General features: G+C 72.2%; 13 protein-coding genes. 12 read left to right on the top strand and 1 reads right to left on the bottom strand.

Going from position 1 to position 16243, the window contains the following annotated elements; genetic code table 11:
- Positions 1-7: 7 nt before the first annotated feature.
- Entirely contained in the window at positions 8-1810 is a 1803-nt protein-coding gene (locus ACFC0G_RS26090; RefSeq protein WP_376407260.1) for a glycoside hydrolase family 15 protein, read from the bottom strand.
- Positions 1811-2311: 501 nt separating this feature from the next.
- On the opposite strand from ACFC0G_RS26090, the gene ACFC0G_RS26095 reads away from it, so the two are divergent.
- The 12 genes from ACFC0G_RS26095 to ACFC0G_RS26150 all read left to right on the top strand — a co-directional run bounded on the left by ACFC0G_RS26095 (position 2312) and on the right by ACFC0G_RS26150 (position 16207).
- Positions 2312-3970 carry a CTP synthase gene (locus ACFC0G_RS26095; RefSeq protein ID WP_376407262.1) on the top strand — a complete coding sequence of 553 codons (1659 nt, stop codon included), beginning with the start codon at positions 2312-2314 and terminating at the stop codon, positions 3968-3970.
- 86 nt (positions 3971-4056) lie between these two features.
- Entirely contained in the window at positions 4057-4683 is a 627-nt protein-coding gene (locus ACFC0G_RS26100) for an NUDIX domain-containing protein (RefSeq protein WP_376407264.1), read from the top strand.
- 234 nt (positions 4684-4917) lie between these two features.
- The gene (locus ACFC0G_RS26105; RefSeq protein ID WP_376407266.1) at positions 4918-6903 is read left to right on the top strand and encodes a tetratricopeptide repeat protein; all 1986 of its coding nucleotides are present in this window, start codon (positions 4918-4920) and stop codon (positions 6901-6903) included.
- Positions 6904-7050: 147 nt separating this feature from the next.
- A complete protein-coding gene (gene ald / locus ACFC0G_RS26110; protein WP_376407268.1) occupies positions 7051-8166 on the top strand; it encodes an alanine dehydrogenase in 1116 nt (371 codons plus the stop codon).
- A 448-nt stretch (positions 8167-8614) separates the two neighbouring features.
- Positions 8615-9640: a ParA family protein gene (locus tag ACFC0G_RS26115; RefSeq protein ID WP_037631020.1), complete on the top strand. Its 1026-nt coding sequence runs from the start codon at positions 8615-8617 to the stop codon at positions 9638-9640.
- Positions 9625-10128 (top strand): hypothetical protein, encoded by a 504-nt coding sequence (locus tag ACFC0G_RS26120; RefSeq protein ID WP_376407270.1) that lies wholly within the window; start codon positions 9625-9627, stop codon positions 10126-10128. The genes ACFC0G_RS26115 and ACFC0G_RS26120 overlap by 16 nt, the downstream gene beginning before the upstream one ends.
- A 45-nt stretch (positions 10129-10173) precedes the next feature.
- Positions 10174-11343, top strand: coding sequence for a segregation and condensation protein A (locus ACFC0G_RS26125; protein WP_376407272.1), 1170 nt, complete (start codon positions 10174-10176; stop codon positions 11341-11343).
- Positions 11340-11933, top strand: coding sequence for an SMC-Scp complex subunit ScpB (gene scpB / locus ACFC0G_RS26130; RefSeq protein ID WP_376407274.1), 594 nt, complete (start codon positions 11340-11342; stop codon positions 11931-11933). The genes ACFC0G_RS26125 and scpB overlap by 4 nt, the downstream gene beginning before the upstream one ends.
- A complete protein-coding gene (locus ACFC0G_RS26135) occupies positions 11933-13189 on the top strand; it encodes a pseudouridine synthase (RefSeq protein ID WP_376407276.1) in 1257 nt (418 codons plus the stop codon). The genes scpB and ACFC0G_RS26135 overlap by 1 nt, the downstream gene beginning before the upstream one ends.
- Positions 13190-13317: 128 nt before the next feature.
- The gene (locus ACFC0G_RS26140) at positions 13318-14439 is read left to right on the top strand and encodes an AAA family ATPase (RefSeq protein ID WP_376407278.1); all 1122 of its coding nucleotides are present in this window, start codon (positions 13318-13320) and stop codon (positions 14437-14439) included.
- The gene (locus tag ACFC0G_RS26145) at positions 14436-15173 is read left to right on the top strand and encodes an NUDIX domain-containing protein (protein ID WP_376407280.1); all 738 of its coding nucleotides are present in this window, start codon (positions 14436-14438) and stop codon (positions 15171-15173) included. Before ACFC0G_RS26140 ends, ACFC0G_RS26145 begins: the two co-directional genes overlap by 4 nt.
- On the top strand, positions 15170-16207 hold the full coding sequence (locus ACFC0G_RS26150) for an ADP-ribosylglycohydrolase family protein (RefSeq protein WP_376407282.1): 1038 nt from the start codon (positions 15170-15172) through the stop codon (positions 16205-16207). Before ACFC0G_RS26145 ends, ACFC0G_RS26150 begins: the two co-directional genes overlap by 4 nt.
- Positions 16208-16243: the final 36 nt, after the last annotated feature.

The following is a 16243-nucleotide window of genomic DNA, read 5'->3' on the forward strand; positions in this document are numbered from 1 at the left end:
ACAGTCCCTAGCCGCCGTACGCCCCGCTGGCCGTCAGGCGCAGGGCGGTGTCGATCAGCGGGACGTGGCTGAACGCCTGCGGGAAGTTCCCCACCTGGCGCTGGAGCCGCGGGTCCCACTCCTCGGCGAGCAGCCCGAGGTCGTTGCGGAGCGAGAGCAGCTTCTCGAAGAGGGTGCGGGCCTCGTCCACGCGGCCGATCATCGCCAGGTCGTCGGCGAGCCAGAAGGAGCAGGCGAGGAACGCGCCCTCGTCGCCCTCCAGGCCGTCGACACCGGCCTCCTCGCCGGCCGTCGGGTAGCGCAGCACGAAGCCGTCCTCCGTGGACAGCTCCCGCTGGATCGCCTCGATCGTGCCGATGACCCGCTTGTCGTCCGGCGGGAGGAAACCCATCTGCGGGATCAGCAGCAGCGAGGCGTCCAGCTCCTTGGAGCCGTACGACTGCGTGAACGTGTTCCGCTCCGGGTCGTAGCCCTTCTCGCAGACGTCCCGGTGGATCTCGTCGCGGAGGTCGCGCCAGCGCTCCAGAGGGCCGTCGGCGTCCCCGGACTCGATGAGCTTGATCGTGCGGTCGACGGCCACCCAGGCCATCACCTTGGAGTGGGTGAAGTGGCGGCGCGGGCCGCGGACCTCCCAGATGCCCTCGTCGGGCTGGTCCCAGTGGGTCTCCAGGTACTTGATCAGCCTCAGCTGGAGGGTCGAGGCGTAGTCGTTGCGGGAGAGCCCCGTCATGTGCGCGAGGTGGAGGGCCTCGGTGACCTCGCCGTAGACGTCGAGCTGGAGCTGGTTCGCGGCGCCGTTGCCGACCCGGACCGGGCCGGAGTTCTCGTACCCCGGGAGCCAGTCGAGCTCGGCCTCGCCGAGCTCCCGCTCGCCCGCGATGCCGTACATGATCTGGAGGTTCTCCGGGTCGCCCGCGACCGCGCGGAGCAGCCAGTCCCGCCAGGCGCGGGCCTCCTCGCGGTAGCCGGTGCGCAGCATCGAGGAGAGGGTGATCGCCGCGTCCCGCAGCCACGTGTAGCGGTAGTCCCAGTTGCGGACGCCGCCGATCTCCTCGGGCAGCGAGGTGGTCGGCGCGGCCACGATCCCGCCGGTCGGCGCGTACGTCAGCGCCTTCAGCGTGATCAGGGAGCGGACCACCGCCTCCCGGTAGGGGCCGTGGTACGTGCAGTGCGCGACCCACTCGCGCCAGAAGTCGGCGGTCGCCTCCAGCGAGCCCTCCGGGTCCGGGAGGGCGGGCGGCTCCTTGTGGGAGGGCTGCCAGGAGAGCGTGAAGGTGATCCGGTCACCGGGGGAGACGGTGAACTCGGAGTACGTGGTGAGGTCCTCGCCGTGCGTCTCCGCGTCCGTGTCCAGCCACACCGAGTCGGGCCCGGCGACGGCGACGGTGCGGTCGCCGACCTTGTGGACCCAGGGCACGATCCGGCCGTAGCTGAAGCGCATCCGCAGCGCGGAACTCATCGGCACCCGGCCGGAGACGCCCTCCACGATCCGGATGATCTGCGGGGCGCCGTCGCGCGGCGGCATGAAGTCCGTCACCCGGACCGTGCCGCGCGGGGTGTCCCACTCGGATTCCAGGATCAGCGAGTCGCCCTGATAGCGGCGCCGGTCCGCCGGGGGCGGTTCGGCGTCCTCGGACACGGCGGGTCCCACCCGCCAGAATCCGTGTTCCTCGGTGCCGAGCAGCCCCGCGAAGACGGCGTGCGAGTCGAAGCGGGGGAGACACAGCCAGTCCACGCTGCCGTCCCGGCAGACCAGGGCGGCGGTCTGCATGTCTCCGATGAGTGCGTAATCCTCGATGCGCCCGGCCACGTGCTTCACTCCAGTCGAACGGCCATGTCCGCCCCGCGGGGCGCTTGCTCCAGATGCGCCGGCTGGGTGTCAGCCGGGTCTGTGTGTGTCAGCGGTCAAGGGATCGTCGACGAGCTTCGGTCCGGTTGTGCTGGCGGGGTGGTGCCGCTGGCCGGCCTGCTCGGCGGGCTATGTCCGAGCAGAATACGTCGCACCCTAGTGACCCGGTGATCACGCGGGTAACGTCGCTGCTCCGATCGGGTGAACACGTCCGTGACCTCGCCGATCACCCCGCCGGACGGATCCCGCCCCACCCCTTTCGTAGCCGTCCGTGTACACCCGACTGCCGCGTGTGGCCGGAAGCGGTCTCCCGATGTCGCTGATACCCTGGTACCCCGTGGACCGGTGGGAAACGGCGACAGCCGAGGACCCCGAAACCGCAGCGACGGCACCCCCCGATTCTTCCGGAGGGGACGCCGGTACGCACCTCCAGAACGCGACCACGGGAGCCCCCTCTTGGCGATGCCGCCCAACACCACGACGACCAAGCACATCTTCGTCACCGGGGGTGTCGCCTCCAGCCTCGGCAAGGGCCTGACCGCCTCCAGCCTGGGTGCGCTCCTCAAGGCCCGGGGCCTGCGGGTCACGATGCAGAAGCTCGACCCGTACCTCAACGTCGACCCGGGCACGATGAACCCCTTCCAGCACGGTGAGGTGTTCGTCACCAACGACGGCGCCGAGACCGACCTGGACATCGGCCACTACGAGCGCTTCCTCGACGTCGACCTCGACGGCTCGGCCAACGTCACCACCGGCCAGGTCTACTCGCAGGTCATCGCCAAGGAGCGGCGCGGCGAGTACCTCGGCGACACCGTGCAGGTCATCCCGCACATCACGAACGAGATCAAGTCCCGGATCCGCCGCATGGCGACGGACGACGTGGACGTCGTCATCACCGAGGTCGGCGGCACCGTCGGCGACATCGAGTCCCTGCCGTTCCTGGAGACCGTCCGCCAGGTCCGCCACGAGGTCGGCCGCGACAACGTCTTCGTCGTGCACATCTCGCTGCTGCCCTACATTGGCCCCTCCGGCGAGCTGAAGACCAAGCCGACCCAGCACTCGGTCGCCGCCCTGCGCAACATCGGTATCCAGCCGGACGCGATCGTCCTGCGCGCCGACCGCGAGGTCCCGACCGCCATCAAGCGCAAGATCTCGCTGATGTGCGACGTCGACGAGGCCGCGGTCGTCGCCGCGATCGACGCCAAGTCGATCTACGACATCCCGAAGGTCCTGCACACCGAGGGCCTGGACGCCTACGTCGTCCGCAAGCTCGACCTGCCCTTCCGCGACGTGGACTGGTCCACCTGGGACGACCTGCTGGACCGCGTCCACAACCCCGACCACGAGGTCACGGTCGCGCTCGTCGGCAAGTACATCGACCTGCCCGACGCCTACCTCTCGATCACCGAGGCCATGCGCGCCGGCGGCTTCGCCAACAAGGCGCGGGTCAAGGTCAAGTGGGTCACCTCCGACGAGTGCAAGACGCCGGCCGGCGCCAAGAAGCAGCTCGGCGACGTCGACGCGATCCTCATCCCCGGCGGCTTCGGCGACCGCGGTGTGAACGGCAAGATCGGCGCGATCCAGTACGCCCGTGAGAACAAGGTGCCGCTGCTCGGCATCTGCCTCGGCCTGCAGTGCATCGTCATCGAGGCCGCGCGGAACCTGGCGGACATCCCGGACGCCAACTCCACCGAGTTCGACCCGGCCACCGCGCACCCCGTCGTCTCCACGATGGAGGAGCAGCTCGCGTACGTCGAGGGCGCCGGCGACCTGGGCGGAACGATGCGCCTGGGCCTGTACCCGGCGAAGCTCGCCGAGGGCTCGATCGTCCGCGAGGTCTACGGCGACCAGCCGTACGTGGACGAGCGCCACCGTCACCGCTACGAGGTGAACAACTCCTACCGCGCGGAGCTGGAGAAGAAGGCCGGCCTGGTCTTCTCCGGCACCTCCCCGGACAACAAGCTCGTCGAGTACGTCGAGTACCCGCGCGAGATCCACCCGTACCTGGTCGCCACCCAGGCGCACCCGGAGCTCCGCTCCCGCCCGACCCGCCCGCACCCGCTCTTCGCGGGCCTGGTCAAGGCGGCGGTCGAGCGCAAGACGGGCAAGCCGGCCAAGTAACCGCCGGGCGTTAACGTTGCCGGGGTACGGGTCCTCACGGACGCGTACCCCGGCTTTCGTGTGTGCGCGTACGTGGGAGGACCCAGATGGAGCTGCAGGACACCCCGGAGGAGTGGCGGGTCGTCGCGACGACGACCCCCTTCCAGGGAAAGAAGACCAGTGTCCGCACGGACGAGGTGGTCATGCCGGACGGCACGGTCGTGAGCCGCGACTACCAGGTCCACCCCGGCTCGGTGGCCGTCCTGGCCCTGGACGAGCAGGACCGGGTCCTGCTGCTCAAGCAGTACCGGCACCCGGTGCGGCAGAAGCTCTGGGAGATCCCGGCGGGGCTCCTCGACGTACCCGGTGAGAACCCGCTGCACGCCGCCCAGCGCGAGCTGTACGAGGAGGCCCACGTCAAGGCGGGCGACTGGCGGGTCCTGACCGACGTCTACACGACCCCCGGCGGCTGCGACGAGGCCGTACGGATCTTCCTCGCCCAGGACCTCGCGGAGGCGGAGGGCGAGCGCTACGAGGTCTCCGACGAGGAGGCCGACATGGAGCTGGCGCGGGTGCCGCTCGCGGAGCTCGTGAAGGGGGTCCTCGCGGGCGAGCTGCACAACAACTGCCTGGTCGTGGGCGTCCTGTCGCTGGCCGCCGCGCGCGCCGGCGAAGGGGTGGAGGCGCTGCGCCCGGCGGAGGCGCCCTGGCCGGCCCGCCCGTTCGACGCGTAACGGGCCCGCGTCGCGGCCCGTAGCGGGACGTCGCGGTCCGCCGCGGTCCGGACGTGCGTTGCCGCATTGGGCGCCCGCTCACGACCCGGCGGTGTGACCATCGGCTGATCCGATCGGGGGATGTGTCCGCCGCGCTCCACCGGGTCCGTGCCGCGCCCTGAACTACGCTCGGAATCACCCGTGCGGAGACCCCCGCGGGATCGGCTCGTGCGCAGGTGGACGGGAGCGTGGCCCGTGACGGATCAGGCGGTGGCGGCGGCCGTGGGCCGGCGGTTCTTCGGCCGGCAGCGGGAGTTGAAGGCCCTGCGCGCCGACATCGAACGGACCGGCCTCGACACCCTCACGGGCCGCAAGGCACCCCGCGCCCGGGTCCTGCTCGTCGCCGGCAAGCCGGGCTCCGGGCGTACCGCCCTCGCCGAGGAGCTGGCCGGCGGGCTCGCCGACCGCTACCCCGACGGGGTGTTCCGCGCCCGGCTCACCGAGCCCGGCGGCGACCCCGTCCCCACCGCCCGCGTCGCCCAGGAACTCCTGGCCGCGCTCGGCGTGGCCGAGCCGCCCGGCGCCGGCGAGGACGAGCTGACCGAACTGGTCCGGCACGCCCTCGCCGGGCGCCGGGCCGTCCTGATCCTCGACGACGCCGTCGACGCCGAGCAGGCCGACCCGCTGATCCCCGACAACCCCGACACCCTGGTCGTCGGCGTCTCGCGCGGACCGCTCACCGGCATCCCCGACGTACGGCCCTGCACCCTCGGCGGGCTCGACCCCAAGTCGGCCATCGAGCTGCTCACGGCCTTCACCGGCTCCGTGCGCATCACCGTCGACCCGCAGGCCGCCGAGACCCTCGTCGAGACGTGCGGGGGGATGCCCGCCGCCGTCGTCCTCGCCGGGGGCTGGCTCGCCACCCGCCCCAAGGCCTCCGTCGCCGACCTCGCGAAGCAGCTGCGCGGGCTGAGCGGCGACCCGCTCACCCGGACCTTCCTGCTCGCCCACGAGGCGCTGCCCGCGACCGCCGCCCGGATACTGCGATTCCTCTCCCTGGCCCCGCTCGGCCGGGCCGACGCCCACACCGCCTCCGCCCTGGCCGGCTGCTCGGTCTCCGCGGCCGACACCACCCTCGCCGACTTCGCCGCCCTGGGGCTCGTCTCCGGCGGCGACGACGGCCAGTACGAGGTCCCCGCCCATCTCGTCCCCCTCCTTCGCGCTCAGCTGGAGGAGCGCGACCGGCCCGCCGAGGTGCAGCTCGCCCGGGCCCGGATGCTGGAGCGGACCGTACGGCTCCTCCAGTCGTGCCGTGCGGTCACCGAACCCGAGGGCTCGCCCGCCCGGCGGAAACTGGCCGGTCTGCCGCGCGCCCTGCGGTTCCCGACCCGGGAGGCCGGGGCCGACTGGCTCCGCTCCCGGCAGCCCGTCCTGCTGGCCTCCGCCCGCCTCGCCGTCGCCGACGGGGAGCTCGACACCCTGGCCCGCCGCCTGATCGCCTCCCTGGTCAGGGCGCTGGCCGCGCACCGCGGCGCCGAGGCCGCGGCGCCCCAGCTGTACGGCCTCCACCAGCTCGTCCTGGACGTGGCCGAGCGGCGCGGACTGCACCGCGAGCGGGCGGCGGCCCTGCTGAACCTGGCCGATCTCGATGCCAGGACCGGACGCACGAAAGACGCACTGCTGCGATATCGGTTGGCATTGGATGCCGGAAGGGCAGCAAATGATCCGTACGCCACCGGTCGCGCAATGGAATCCGTAGGTGGCTCGTATCAGGAGCTGGGTGACTGGCAGCGGGCCGGCGACTGGTACGGGCGGGCGCTCGCCCAGCGCCTCGCCCGCGACGAGCGCCCCGACCAGGCCCGGCTGTACGGCCGCCTCGGCGCCGTACAGACCTATGCCGGACGGTACGGCGAGGCCCTGCGGAACTGGCGGGCCGCCGCGGCCGGCTACCGCAGGCTCGCCGATCTCCCGGGCCACGCACGGGCGTTGAGCGAGGCGGCCCGCGTCCAGGAGTACGCGGGACGGCCCGAGGAGTCGCTGCGGACCTGCGAGGAGGCGGTGGAGTGGGCCCGGCGGGCGCAGGACACCCGGCTCCAGGCGGCGCTCCAGCTGCGGCTCGCCGACACCCTCGACCGGCTCGGTGACCCGGCTGCCGCCAGGCTCCACAGGGCCGCAGCCGAGCGATTGCTGGAAACGGATCCCCCAGCCTACGAAATCCGCAGTGGGTTCGAGAAAGATTAGTACTTTGAAAGGCTAGACACCGGGAACTCCTTCATTAGACTGGGTCCGCCGCGTTCGAACGTGGTCTGCCCCGGTGCGCCGCAGTGCATCCGGGTATGTATCGCAGTGCCCCAGTTGTCCCCCCAGATTCAAGGACCGTGATCGACGATGAAGGTCGGCATCCCCCGCGAGGTCAAGAACAACGAGTTCCGCGTGGCCATCACCCCTGCGGGTGTCCACGAGCTCGTCCGCAACGGCCACCAGGTCTTCGTCGAGCAGAACGCCGGTGTCGGCTCCTCGATCACGGACGAGGAGTACGTCGGCGCCGGCGCCGAGATCCTCGCGACGGCCGACGAGGTCTGGGCCACCGCCGACCTGCTGCTCAAGGTCAAGGAGCCCATCGCGGAGGAGTACCACCGCCTCCGCAAGGACCAGACCCTCTTCACGTACCTCCACCTCGCCGCCTCCCGCGAGTGCACGGACGCGCTGCTGGAGTCCGGCACCACGGCCATCGCCTACGAGACCGTCGAGACCGCGAACCGCGCCCTGCCGCTGCTCGCCCCGATGTCCGAGGTCGCGGGCCGTCTGGCCCCGCAGGTCGGCGCCTACCACCTGATGCGCTCGGTCGGCGGCCGCGGCGTCCTCCCCGGCGGCGTCCCCGGCACCCACGCCGGCGAGTGCGTCGTCATCGGCGGCGGCGTCTCCGGCTGGAACGCCACGCAGATCGCCGTCGGCATGGGCTTCCACGTGACCCTGCTCGACCGCGACATCAACAAGCTCCGCGAGGCCGACAAGATCTTCGGCACCAAGGTGAAGACGATCGTCTCCAACGCCTACGAGCTGGAGAAGGCCGTCGTCGAGGCCGACCTCGTCATCGGCGCCGTCCTCATCCCGGGCGCCAAGGCCCCGAAGCTGGTCACCAACGAGCTCGTCGCCAAGATGAAGCCCGGAAGTGTCCTTGTCGACATTGCGATCGACCAGGGCGGCTGCTTCGAGGACTCCCACGCGACCACCCACGCCGAGCCGACCTTCCAGGTCCACAACTCGGTCTTCTACTGCGTCGCCAACATGCCGGGCGCGGTCCCGAACACCTCCACCTACGCGCTCACCAACGCCACGCTGCCCTACATCGTGTCGCTGGCGAACAACGGCTGGGCCGAGGCCCTGCGCCGCGACTCCGCGCTCGCCCTGGGTCTCAACACCCATGACGGCAAGGTGGTTTACAAGGAGGTCGCGGAGGCGCACGGTCTCGACCACGTCGAGCTGAGCGCCCTCCTGGGCTGACCCCCGAGGCATCGCCGTCAACGCGTGCCGTCAATGCCACACACCCGGCCGGACCTTGTTCGACAAGGTCCGGCCGGCTGTGTGTCCGGCCACGTCCGGGGCCCGCGCAACTCGCCTCGAACGTAACCCTTTAACCGTTTCGCGCACCCCTGAAACGTGTGGATGCATGCCTGCGCACCCTTGACAGAGACGTGTTCGGTTGCCGACACATCGGGCCGGGTCCGGCGGATTGTGTTGCTGCGGAGCGGTGACACGCCATAGAGTCGCCAACCGTCGGCATGGTGCCACGCTGACCTATCGATAAATGTTCCTGGTGACATCCAAGGAGGTAAGACGACTTGTGAATGAGTCGACAATTACTCCCGGGAGCGGTGCGCCAGGTGCCCCGATCGGCTCCGTCGCGGTGCGGACCTTCGCGACGCACCAGCCCATGACGACAGCCCACACGATGAAGACGATGGACGGCCTACACGTGAACGCCACGGCCGGCAACGAGATGGGCCGAGAGTCCACCCACTTCGCCGCCTTTGACGAGGTGCCCGAGGGGCACTTCTACGACCCCGACGCCGAGTACGAGCCCGACCCGGAGTACGCGGCCACCCTCGCACCCGACGCTGCCCGTCAGCGCCGCGAGCGGATCGGCCCCACCGGACGGCCCCTGCCGTACTTCCCGATCCCGGGTCCCCTGACCGACCACGGACCCGCGAAGATCATCGCGATGTGCAACCAGAAGGGCGGCGTCGGCAAGACCACGTCGACCATCAACCTGGGTGCCGCGCTCGCCGAGTACGGCCGACGGGTGCTGCTCGTCGACTTCGACCCGCAGGGAGCCCTGTCGGTCGGCCTCGGCGTGAACCCGATGGAGCTCGACCTCACCGTCTACAACCTGCTCATGGAGCGGGGCATGTCGGCGGACGAGGTCCTCCTGAAGACCGCCGTTCCCAACATGGACCTGCTGCCGAGCAACATCGACCTCTCGGCCGCCGAAGTCCAGTTGGTCAGCGAGGTCGCGCGCGAGTCCACGCTCCAGCGCGCCCTGAAGCCGCTGATGAACGACTACGACTACATCGTGATCGACTGTCAGCCCTCGCTCGGCCTGCTGACCGTGAACGCCCTGACGGCGGCTCACAAGGTCATCGTGCCGCTGGAATGCGAGTTCTTCGCCCTGCGCGGAGTGGCGCTGCTGACCGAGACGATCGAGAAGGTCCAGGAGCGGCTCAACCCCGACCTGGAGCTCGACGGCATCCTCGCCACGATGTACGACTCGCGGACCGTGCACAGCCGTGAGGTCCTCGCGCGCGTCGTCGAGGCCTTCGACGACCACGTCTACCACACGGTCATCGGGCGGACGGTGCGCTTCCCGGAGACCACGGTCGCCGGCGAGCCCATCACCACCTACGCCTCCAACTCCGTGGGCGCCGCCGCCTACCGTCAGCTCGCCAGGGAGGTGCTCGCCCGGTGTCACGCCGAGTGAGTCTGCCCGGCGCCGACGAACTCTTCCGTACGACCGGGGGGACGGCGCTCCAGTCGTCCTCACCCCGCCGGGCCGTCCCGGCTCCGGCGGGCGAGAGCGACACGACGGCGGCCGAGCGCTCCGCGGAGCATACGGCGGCGGACTCCGAGGCGGCCGAACCGCGCGCCCGGACGGCGGAGCCCGAGAGCGCCGCTCCAAAGTCCGCGCCCTCCGCCGCGGTGCCCGCCCCGGCGGCGGCACGGCGGCGCGGCGGCCGGGCCCCGAACCGGCGGCCCAGCGGCCGGGAGCGCCACGACGAGAAGATCACGGTCTACGTCTCCGCCGAGGAGCTCATGGACCTGGAGCACGCCCGGCTCGTCCTCAGGGGCGAGCACGGTCTCGCCGTCGACCGGGGCAGGATCGTCCGTGAGGCGGTCGCCGTCGTCCTGGCGGACCTGGAGTCCCGCGGCGACGCGAGCATCCTCGTACGCCGCCTGCGCGGCCGCTGACGGTAGCCTGCGGGCTGCCGAGCTCCCCGTTCCCCCTGGACCCCCATGCGCCACGCCTCTGACGAAACGTCCCGCCCGCCGGGCCGCCGCCCCCTGGGCCGCGGCCCGGGCGAGACGCAGGGGCCGGCGCCGGCGGAGCCTTTGGAGGTCGTGGCTGCGGAGGCCGGCGAGGCCGCCGGGGTGGTCGAGCCCGTCGAGCACGGCGAGCCCGCCAAGGTCGTCGAGCCGGCCGAGGCCACCGAGCCGGCCGAGTCCGGCGATGCCGTCGAGCCCGCCAAGGCCACCGAGGTGGTCGAGCCCGCCAAGGTCGCCAAGGTCGCCAAGGCCGCCAAGGTCACCGAGGTCGTCGAGCCCGGCGAGGTCGGCGACGGGCGGTTCACCGTGCGGCTCGCGAACTTCGAGGGGCCCTTCGACCTCCTCCTCCAGCTGATCACCAAGCACAAGCTGGACGTCACCGAGGTCGCCCTCTCCCAGGTCACCGACGAGTTCATGGCGCACCTGCGCGCCCTGGGCCCCGACGGCGACCTCGACCAGACCACCGAGTTCCTCGTCGTCGCCGCCACCCTCCTCGACCTCAAGGCCGCCCGGCTCCTCCCCGCGGCCGAGGTGGAGGACGAGGCCGACCTCGCCCTCCTGGAGGCCCGCGACCTGCTCTTCGCCCGCCTCCTCCAGTACCGCGCGTACAAACGGATCGCGGAGATCTTCCAGGACCGCTGGGAGGCCGAGGGTCGCCGCCACCCCCGTACCGTCGGGCTCGAACCGCACCACGCCGAGCTGCTTCCCGAGGTCGTCATCTCCATCGGGGCCGAGGGCTTCGCCAGGCTGGCGGTCAAGGCCATGCAGCCCAAGGCCGAGCCCCAGGTGTACGTCGACCACATCCACGCCCCGCTCGTCAGCGTCCGCGAGCAGGCCGCCGTGGTCGTCGCGCTGCTGCGCGAGCGCGGGACGGCGGCCTTCCGCGAGCTGATCGAGGACGCCGGGGACACCCTCACCGTCGTCGCCCGCTTCCTCGCCCTCCTCGAGCTCTACCGGGAGAAGGCCGTCGGCCTCGACCAGGAGACGGCTCTGGGGGAGCTCACCGTCACCTGGGCGGGCGGAGACGGCGAGACCCGCGTCACCGACGAGTTCGACCGGGAACCCGACCCGGACCGGGACTCCGACCCGGACCCGGACCCAGACCAGGAATCCGCCCCAGAAACGGAGGCCCAGGAGTGAGCGACCTCAAGCCCTCCCTCGAAGCCGTCCTGATGGTCGTCGACGAGCCCGCCACCGAGCAGCACCTCGCCAAGGTCCTGGACCGCGCCCCCCGCGAGGTGGCCGACGCCCTGCACGAGCTGGCCGACGAGTACACCGCCCAGGGCCGCGGCTTCGAGCTGCGGCGGGTGGCCGGCGGCTGGCGCTACTACACCCGCGCCGCCCATGCCGCGGCCGTCGAGGCCTTCGTGCTCGACGGGCAGCAGGCCCGGCTCACCCAGGCGGCCCTGGAGACCCTCGCGGTCGTCGCGTACCGCCAGCCGGTCAGCCGTTCCCGGGTCTCCGCGGTCCGCGGGGTCAACTGCGACGGGGTCATGAGGACCCTCCTCCAGCGCGGTCTGGTGGAGGAGGCGGGCGCGGAACCCGAAACAAGTGCGATCCTGTACAGGACGACGAACTACTTTCTGGAGCGGATGGGCCTGCGCGGCCTGGACGAACTCCCCGAGCTCGCGCCCTTCCTCCCCGAGGCGGAGGCGGTCGAGCCGGATTCACTGGAAGGCGTCCCGTCGTTCGATCCGGACGCAGACGTAGACGACAAGACGGAAATTTGATGCGAAGCAGCAGCGGCAGGAACAGCAGCGGAAACAACGGCGGGAGCCGTGGTGGCAACAGCGGCGGCCGCGGCGGCAGCGGCGGTGGCCGCGGCGGCAGCAGCAGCGGTGGCGGTGGCTACCGCGGCGGCAGCAGCGGCGGCGGCGCCGGTCGTGGTGGCAGCGGCGGCGGTGGCGGTGGCGCCGGTCGCGGCGGCAGCAGCGGCGGTGGCGGCGGTTACCGCGGCGCCGGCGGCGGCCGCGACGACAGGCAGGGCGGCGGCAGCAGCAGCAGGCCGCGCAACCCGCGTCCCGAAGAGCGCCAGTACGACGTACCCGGCCTCGGCGGCTCCGCCGGCGGCCCCAAGAGCGGCCGCGGCGCGTCCGCACGCGGTGGCGCCAAGGGTGGCCCCCGGCAGTCCCCGCAGCGCGGTGGCGGCCGTACCGAGCCGTCCCGCTCGCGCGAGTACGACGCCCGTACGGAGGAGCGCAACCGGGAGCGGTACGCCGGCAAGCCGGAGATCAAGACCCCGAAGACCTTCCCCGGCGCCGAGCAGGAGGGCGAGCGTCTGCAGAAGGTCCTCGCCCGTGCCGGCATGGGCTCGCGGCGTGCCTGCGAGGAGCTCATCGAGCAGTCCCGCGTCGAGGTCAACGGCCAGATCGTGATCGAGCAGGGCATGCGCGTCGACCCGGAGAAGGACGAGATCAAGGTGGACGGCCTGACCGTCGCCACCCAGTCCCACCTCTTCTTCGCGCTGAACAAGCCCGCCGGCGTCGTCTCCACCATGGAGGACCCGGAAGGCCGCCAGTGCCTCGGCGACTACGTCAACAACCGTGAGACCCGGCTCTTCCACGTCGGCCGGCTCGACACGGAGACCGAGGGCATCATCCTGCTCACCAACCACGGCGAGCTGGCCCACCGCCTCACGCACCCGAAGTACGGCGTGAAGAAGACCTACCTCGCCGCCATCACCGGCCCGCTGCCCCGCGAGGTCGGCCGGATGCTCAAGGACGGCATCGAGCTGGAGGACGGGTACGCCCGCGCCGACCACTTCCGTGTCGTCGAGCAGACCGGCAAGAACTACCTCGTCGAGGTCACGCTGCACGAGGGCCGCAAGCACATCGTGCGCCGGATGCTGGCCGAGGCCGGCTTCCCCGTCGACAAGCTGGTCCGTACGGCCTTCGGCCCGATCTCGCTGGGCGACCAGAAGTCGGGCTGGCTGCGCCGTCTGACCAACACCGAGGTCGGCATGCTGATGAAGGAAGTCGGGATGTAATCCCCCCTCCTCGCCGTGAGAGGCCCGTGACCGCCGGTCGGTCACGGGCCTTTCCCGTGCCCGCTCGTGCTTGTGGCAGAAGCACCCCTCCATTTATAGTCAGAGTGACTCTTAAGGAGGGAGGCGGCATGCGGCGCCACGACCACGACCACGATCACGGCCGCGACTACGGCCACGGCCTCGTCATTGGCGGCTTCTCCCCGCCGCACGCCGGCCACCACCACCTCGTCCGCACCGCGCGCGAGCGGTGCGAGCGCCTCACGGTGCTCGTCCGCGCCTCCACGGACGAGAGCCTGCCCCTGGCGGACCGCGTCGCCTGGATGCGCGAGATCCACCCCGAGGCCTTTGTCGTCGGAGCCGCCGACGGCAGCCCCGACGGCCTGCTGGCCGCCGTGCCCGAGCGCGTCGACGCCGTCTTCACCTCGGAGCCGTACGGGGAGCCGGCGGACGCGGAGCCGTACGCGGAGTCGTACGGGCAGGAGCTCGGCCGACTCTTCGGGGCGGAGGCCGTACGCGTCGACCTCGGTCCCGACCCCGACCGCACCCGCTTCCCCGTCTCCGACGCCGCCGTCCGCGCCGACCTCGCCGGCTGCTGGGACTTCCTGGAGCCGCCGGTACGCTCCGCGCTCACCCGCCGCGTCGTCGTCCTCGGCGCCGAGTCCACCGGCACCACCACCATGGCCCTCGCCCTCGCCGACCACTACCGGCGGCGCGGCGGCGTCTGGGCCCGCACGCGGTGCGTACCGGCGTACGGGCGCGAGTTCGGCGCACTCAAGCTCGCCGAGCTCCGCGCCGACCGCCCCGGCGCCACCCGGGCCGACGTCACCTTCCGCTCCTCCGACTTCCCCGTCGTCGCGCAGCGCCAGGCCGAACGGGAGGAGGAGGCGGCCCGGGACGGCTCGCCCGTGCTCTTCTGCGACACCGACGCCTTCGCCACCACCATCTGGCACGAGCGGTACCTGGGCATCGCGAGCGCCGAGACCGGGGAGATCGCCGCCCGCGGCCGGCAGCACCTGTGGCTGCTCACCGACCACCGGGGCGTCCCCTTCACGGACGACGGGCCGGGCGACGGGGAGCGCCTGCGGCCCTGGATGACCGCGCGCTTCCTCACCCAGCTCGCCCACTCCGGCCGCCGGACGGCCGTCCTCAGCGGCCCGCACGAGGAGCGGCTCGCGGCGGCCGTCGCCGCCGTCGACGCGCTCCTCGCCGAGGGCACGCGCCCCGCCGATTCCCACCCGGAGCACCGATGAGCACCCCACGGGCGCCCGAGGGCTACGACCCGCACGCCTTCGAGCCCTTCGCCGTCACCGTCGACCTCGCCGTCCTCACCGTCCGCGAGGACCGCCTGCACGTCCTCCTCGTCCAGCGCGGCCAGGAGCCGTACGCGGGGGAGTGGGCGCTGCCCGGCGGCTTCGTCCTGCCCCGCGAGTCCGCCGAGACGGCCGCCCGCCGCGAACTCGCCGAGGAGACCGGACTGCCCGAGGCCACCGTCGCGGGACTCCACCTCGAACAGCTCCGCACCTACAGCGACCCGGACCGGGACCCCCGGATGCGGATCGTCTCCGTCGCCTTCACCGCGCTCGTCCCCGGCCTGCCCGAGCCGCGCGGCGGCGGCGACGCGGCCGAGGCCCGGTGGCTGCCCTACGGCTCGTACGGGCCCCTGGCCTTCGACCACGACCGGATCCTCGCCGACGCCCGCGAGCGCGTCGGCGCCAAGCTCGAGTACACCTGCCTCGCCACCGCCTTCTGCCCGCCCGATTTCACGCTCGGCGAGCTGCGGCAGGTGTACGAGACGGTCTGGGGCGTCGAACTCGACCGCCCCAACTTCCGGCGCAAGGTCCTCACCACGCCCGGCTTCGTCCGGGCCGTGGAAGGACCGCCGCGCCGCACCGGCGGACGGGGGAAACCGGCCGCTCTCTACCGGGCGGGCGAGGCCACGGCCCTCCACCCGCCCCTCCTGCGACCGGAAGGACGACCCTCATGACCCCGAACCCGACCCGTACCGCGGTGAAGCAGGCCGCGACCGGCTCCCTCGTCGGCCTCGCGCTCGGCGACGCACTGGGCTTCCCGACCGAGTTCAAGGACGTGCCGGCGATCCTCGCCGCGTTCGGCCCCTGGCGGGAGCTGCCGCTCCCGCTCGCCCGGGGGACGGCGTACGTCACCGACGACACGCAGATGACCCTCGCCCTCGCCAGGGGCGTCCGCACGGCCATGGACCGGGGCGTCCTCGCCCCGCTGCGCCTCGTCCGGCCGGTCCGGGACGAGTTCGTCGACTGGTACCACTCCCCGGAGAACAACCGGGCCCCCGGCAACACCTGCCTGCGCGCCTGCCAGCTCCTCGACGGCGACCGGCCCTGGCAGGACGCCAGCCAGCTCGGCTCCAAGGGCTGCGGCGCCAACATGCGGGTCGCGCCGATCGGCCTCGTCCCCGGGCTGAGCGAGGAGCAGCGCGCGGGCGCCGCCCAGCTCCAGGCGGCCCTCACCCACGGCCACCCCACGGCGCTCGCCGCCTCCGACCTCACCGCCCGTGCCGTGTACCTCCTCGCCCAGGGCGTGGACCCGGCCGGCCTGGTCGGACAGCTGCGCTCGTACGCGTACGAGAACCGCGACCGCTACCACGAGCACTGGCTCGGCGACCTCTGGACCCGCTCCCAGGACCCCTCCGCGCTCTCCTTCGTCCGGCGCGGCTGGGACGAGTGCCTGGCCGTCCTGGAGCGCCTGGACGCCGTCCAGCGCACGGCCGACCCCGAGCTCGACCCCTGCGAGTACACCGGCGACGGCTGGATCGCCGAGGAGGCCTTCGCGACCGGCCTGCTCTGCTTCCTCCTCTTCCCCGACGAGCCCCTCACCGCCCTGCGCAGGGCGGCCTGCACCCGCGGCGACTCCGACTCGATCGCCGCCCTCGCGGGCGCCTTCGCCGGCGCGCACCTGGGCGCGGACGCCTGGCCGAAGGAGTGGGCGGAGCGCGTCGAGTACCGGAGCGACCTGCTGACCTTCGGGGCGCTCTGGGACGTCTGAGCCGGGCGCCCGGCGGAGTGACGAGCCGGGAGCGGC

Source organism: Streptomyces sp. NPDC056169, from assembly GCF_042268445.1.
Taxonomy (GTDB): Bacteria; Actinomycetota; Actinomycetes; order Streptomycetales; family Streptomycetaceae; genus Streptomyces.

Coding starts and splice junctions, on each gene's coding strand:
- ACFC0G_RS26095 (WP_376407262.1), top strand. CDS start 2,312: ATGCCGCCCAACACCACGACGACCAAGCACATCTTCGTCACCGGGGGT.
- ACFC0G_RS26100 (WP_376407264.1), top strand. CDS start 4,057: ATGGAGCTGCAGGACACCCCGGAGGAGTGGCGGGTCGTCGCGACGACG.
- ald (WP_376407268.1), top strand. CDS start 7,051: ATGAAGGTCGGCATCCCCCGCGAGGTCAAGAACAACGAGTTCCGCGTG.
- ACFC0G_RS26115 (WP_037631020.1), top strand. CDS start 8,615: ATGAAGACGATGGACGGCCTACACGTGAACGCCACGGCCGGCAACGAG.
- ACFC0G_RS26125 (WP_376407272.1), top strand. CDS start 10,174: ATGCGCCACGCCTCTGACGAAACGTCCCGCCCGCCGGGCCGCCGCCCC.
- ACFC0G_RS26135 (WP_376407276.1), top strand. CDS start 11,933: ATGCGAAGCAGCAGCGGCAGGAACAGCAGCGGAAACAACGGCGGGAGC.
- ACFC0G_RS26140 (WP_376407278.1), top strand. CDS start 13,318: ATGCGGCGCCACGACCACGACCACGATCACGGCCGCGACTACGGCCAC.
- ACFC0G_RS26145 (WP_376407280.1), top strand. CDS start 14,436: ATGAGCACCCCACGGGCGCCCGAGGGCTACGACCCGCACGCCTTCGAG.
- ACFC0G_RS26150 (WP_376407282.1), top strand. CDS start 15,170: ATGACCCCGAACCCGACCCGTACCGCGGTGAAGCAGGCCGCGACCGGC.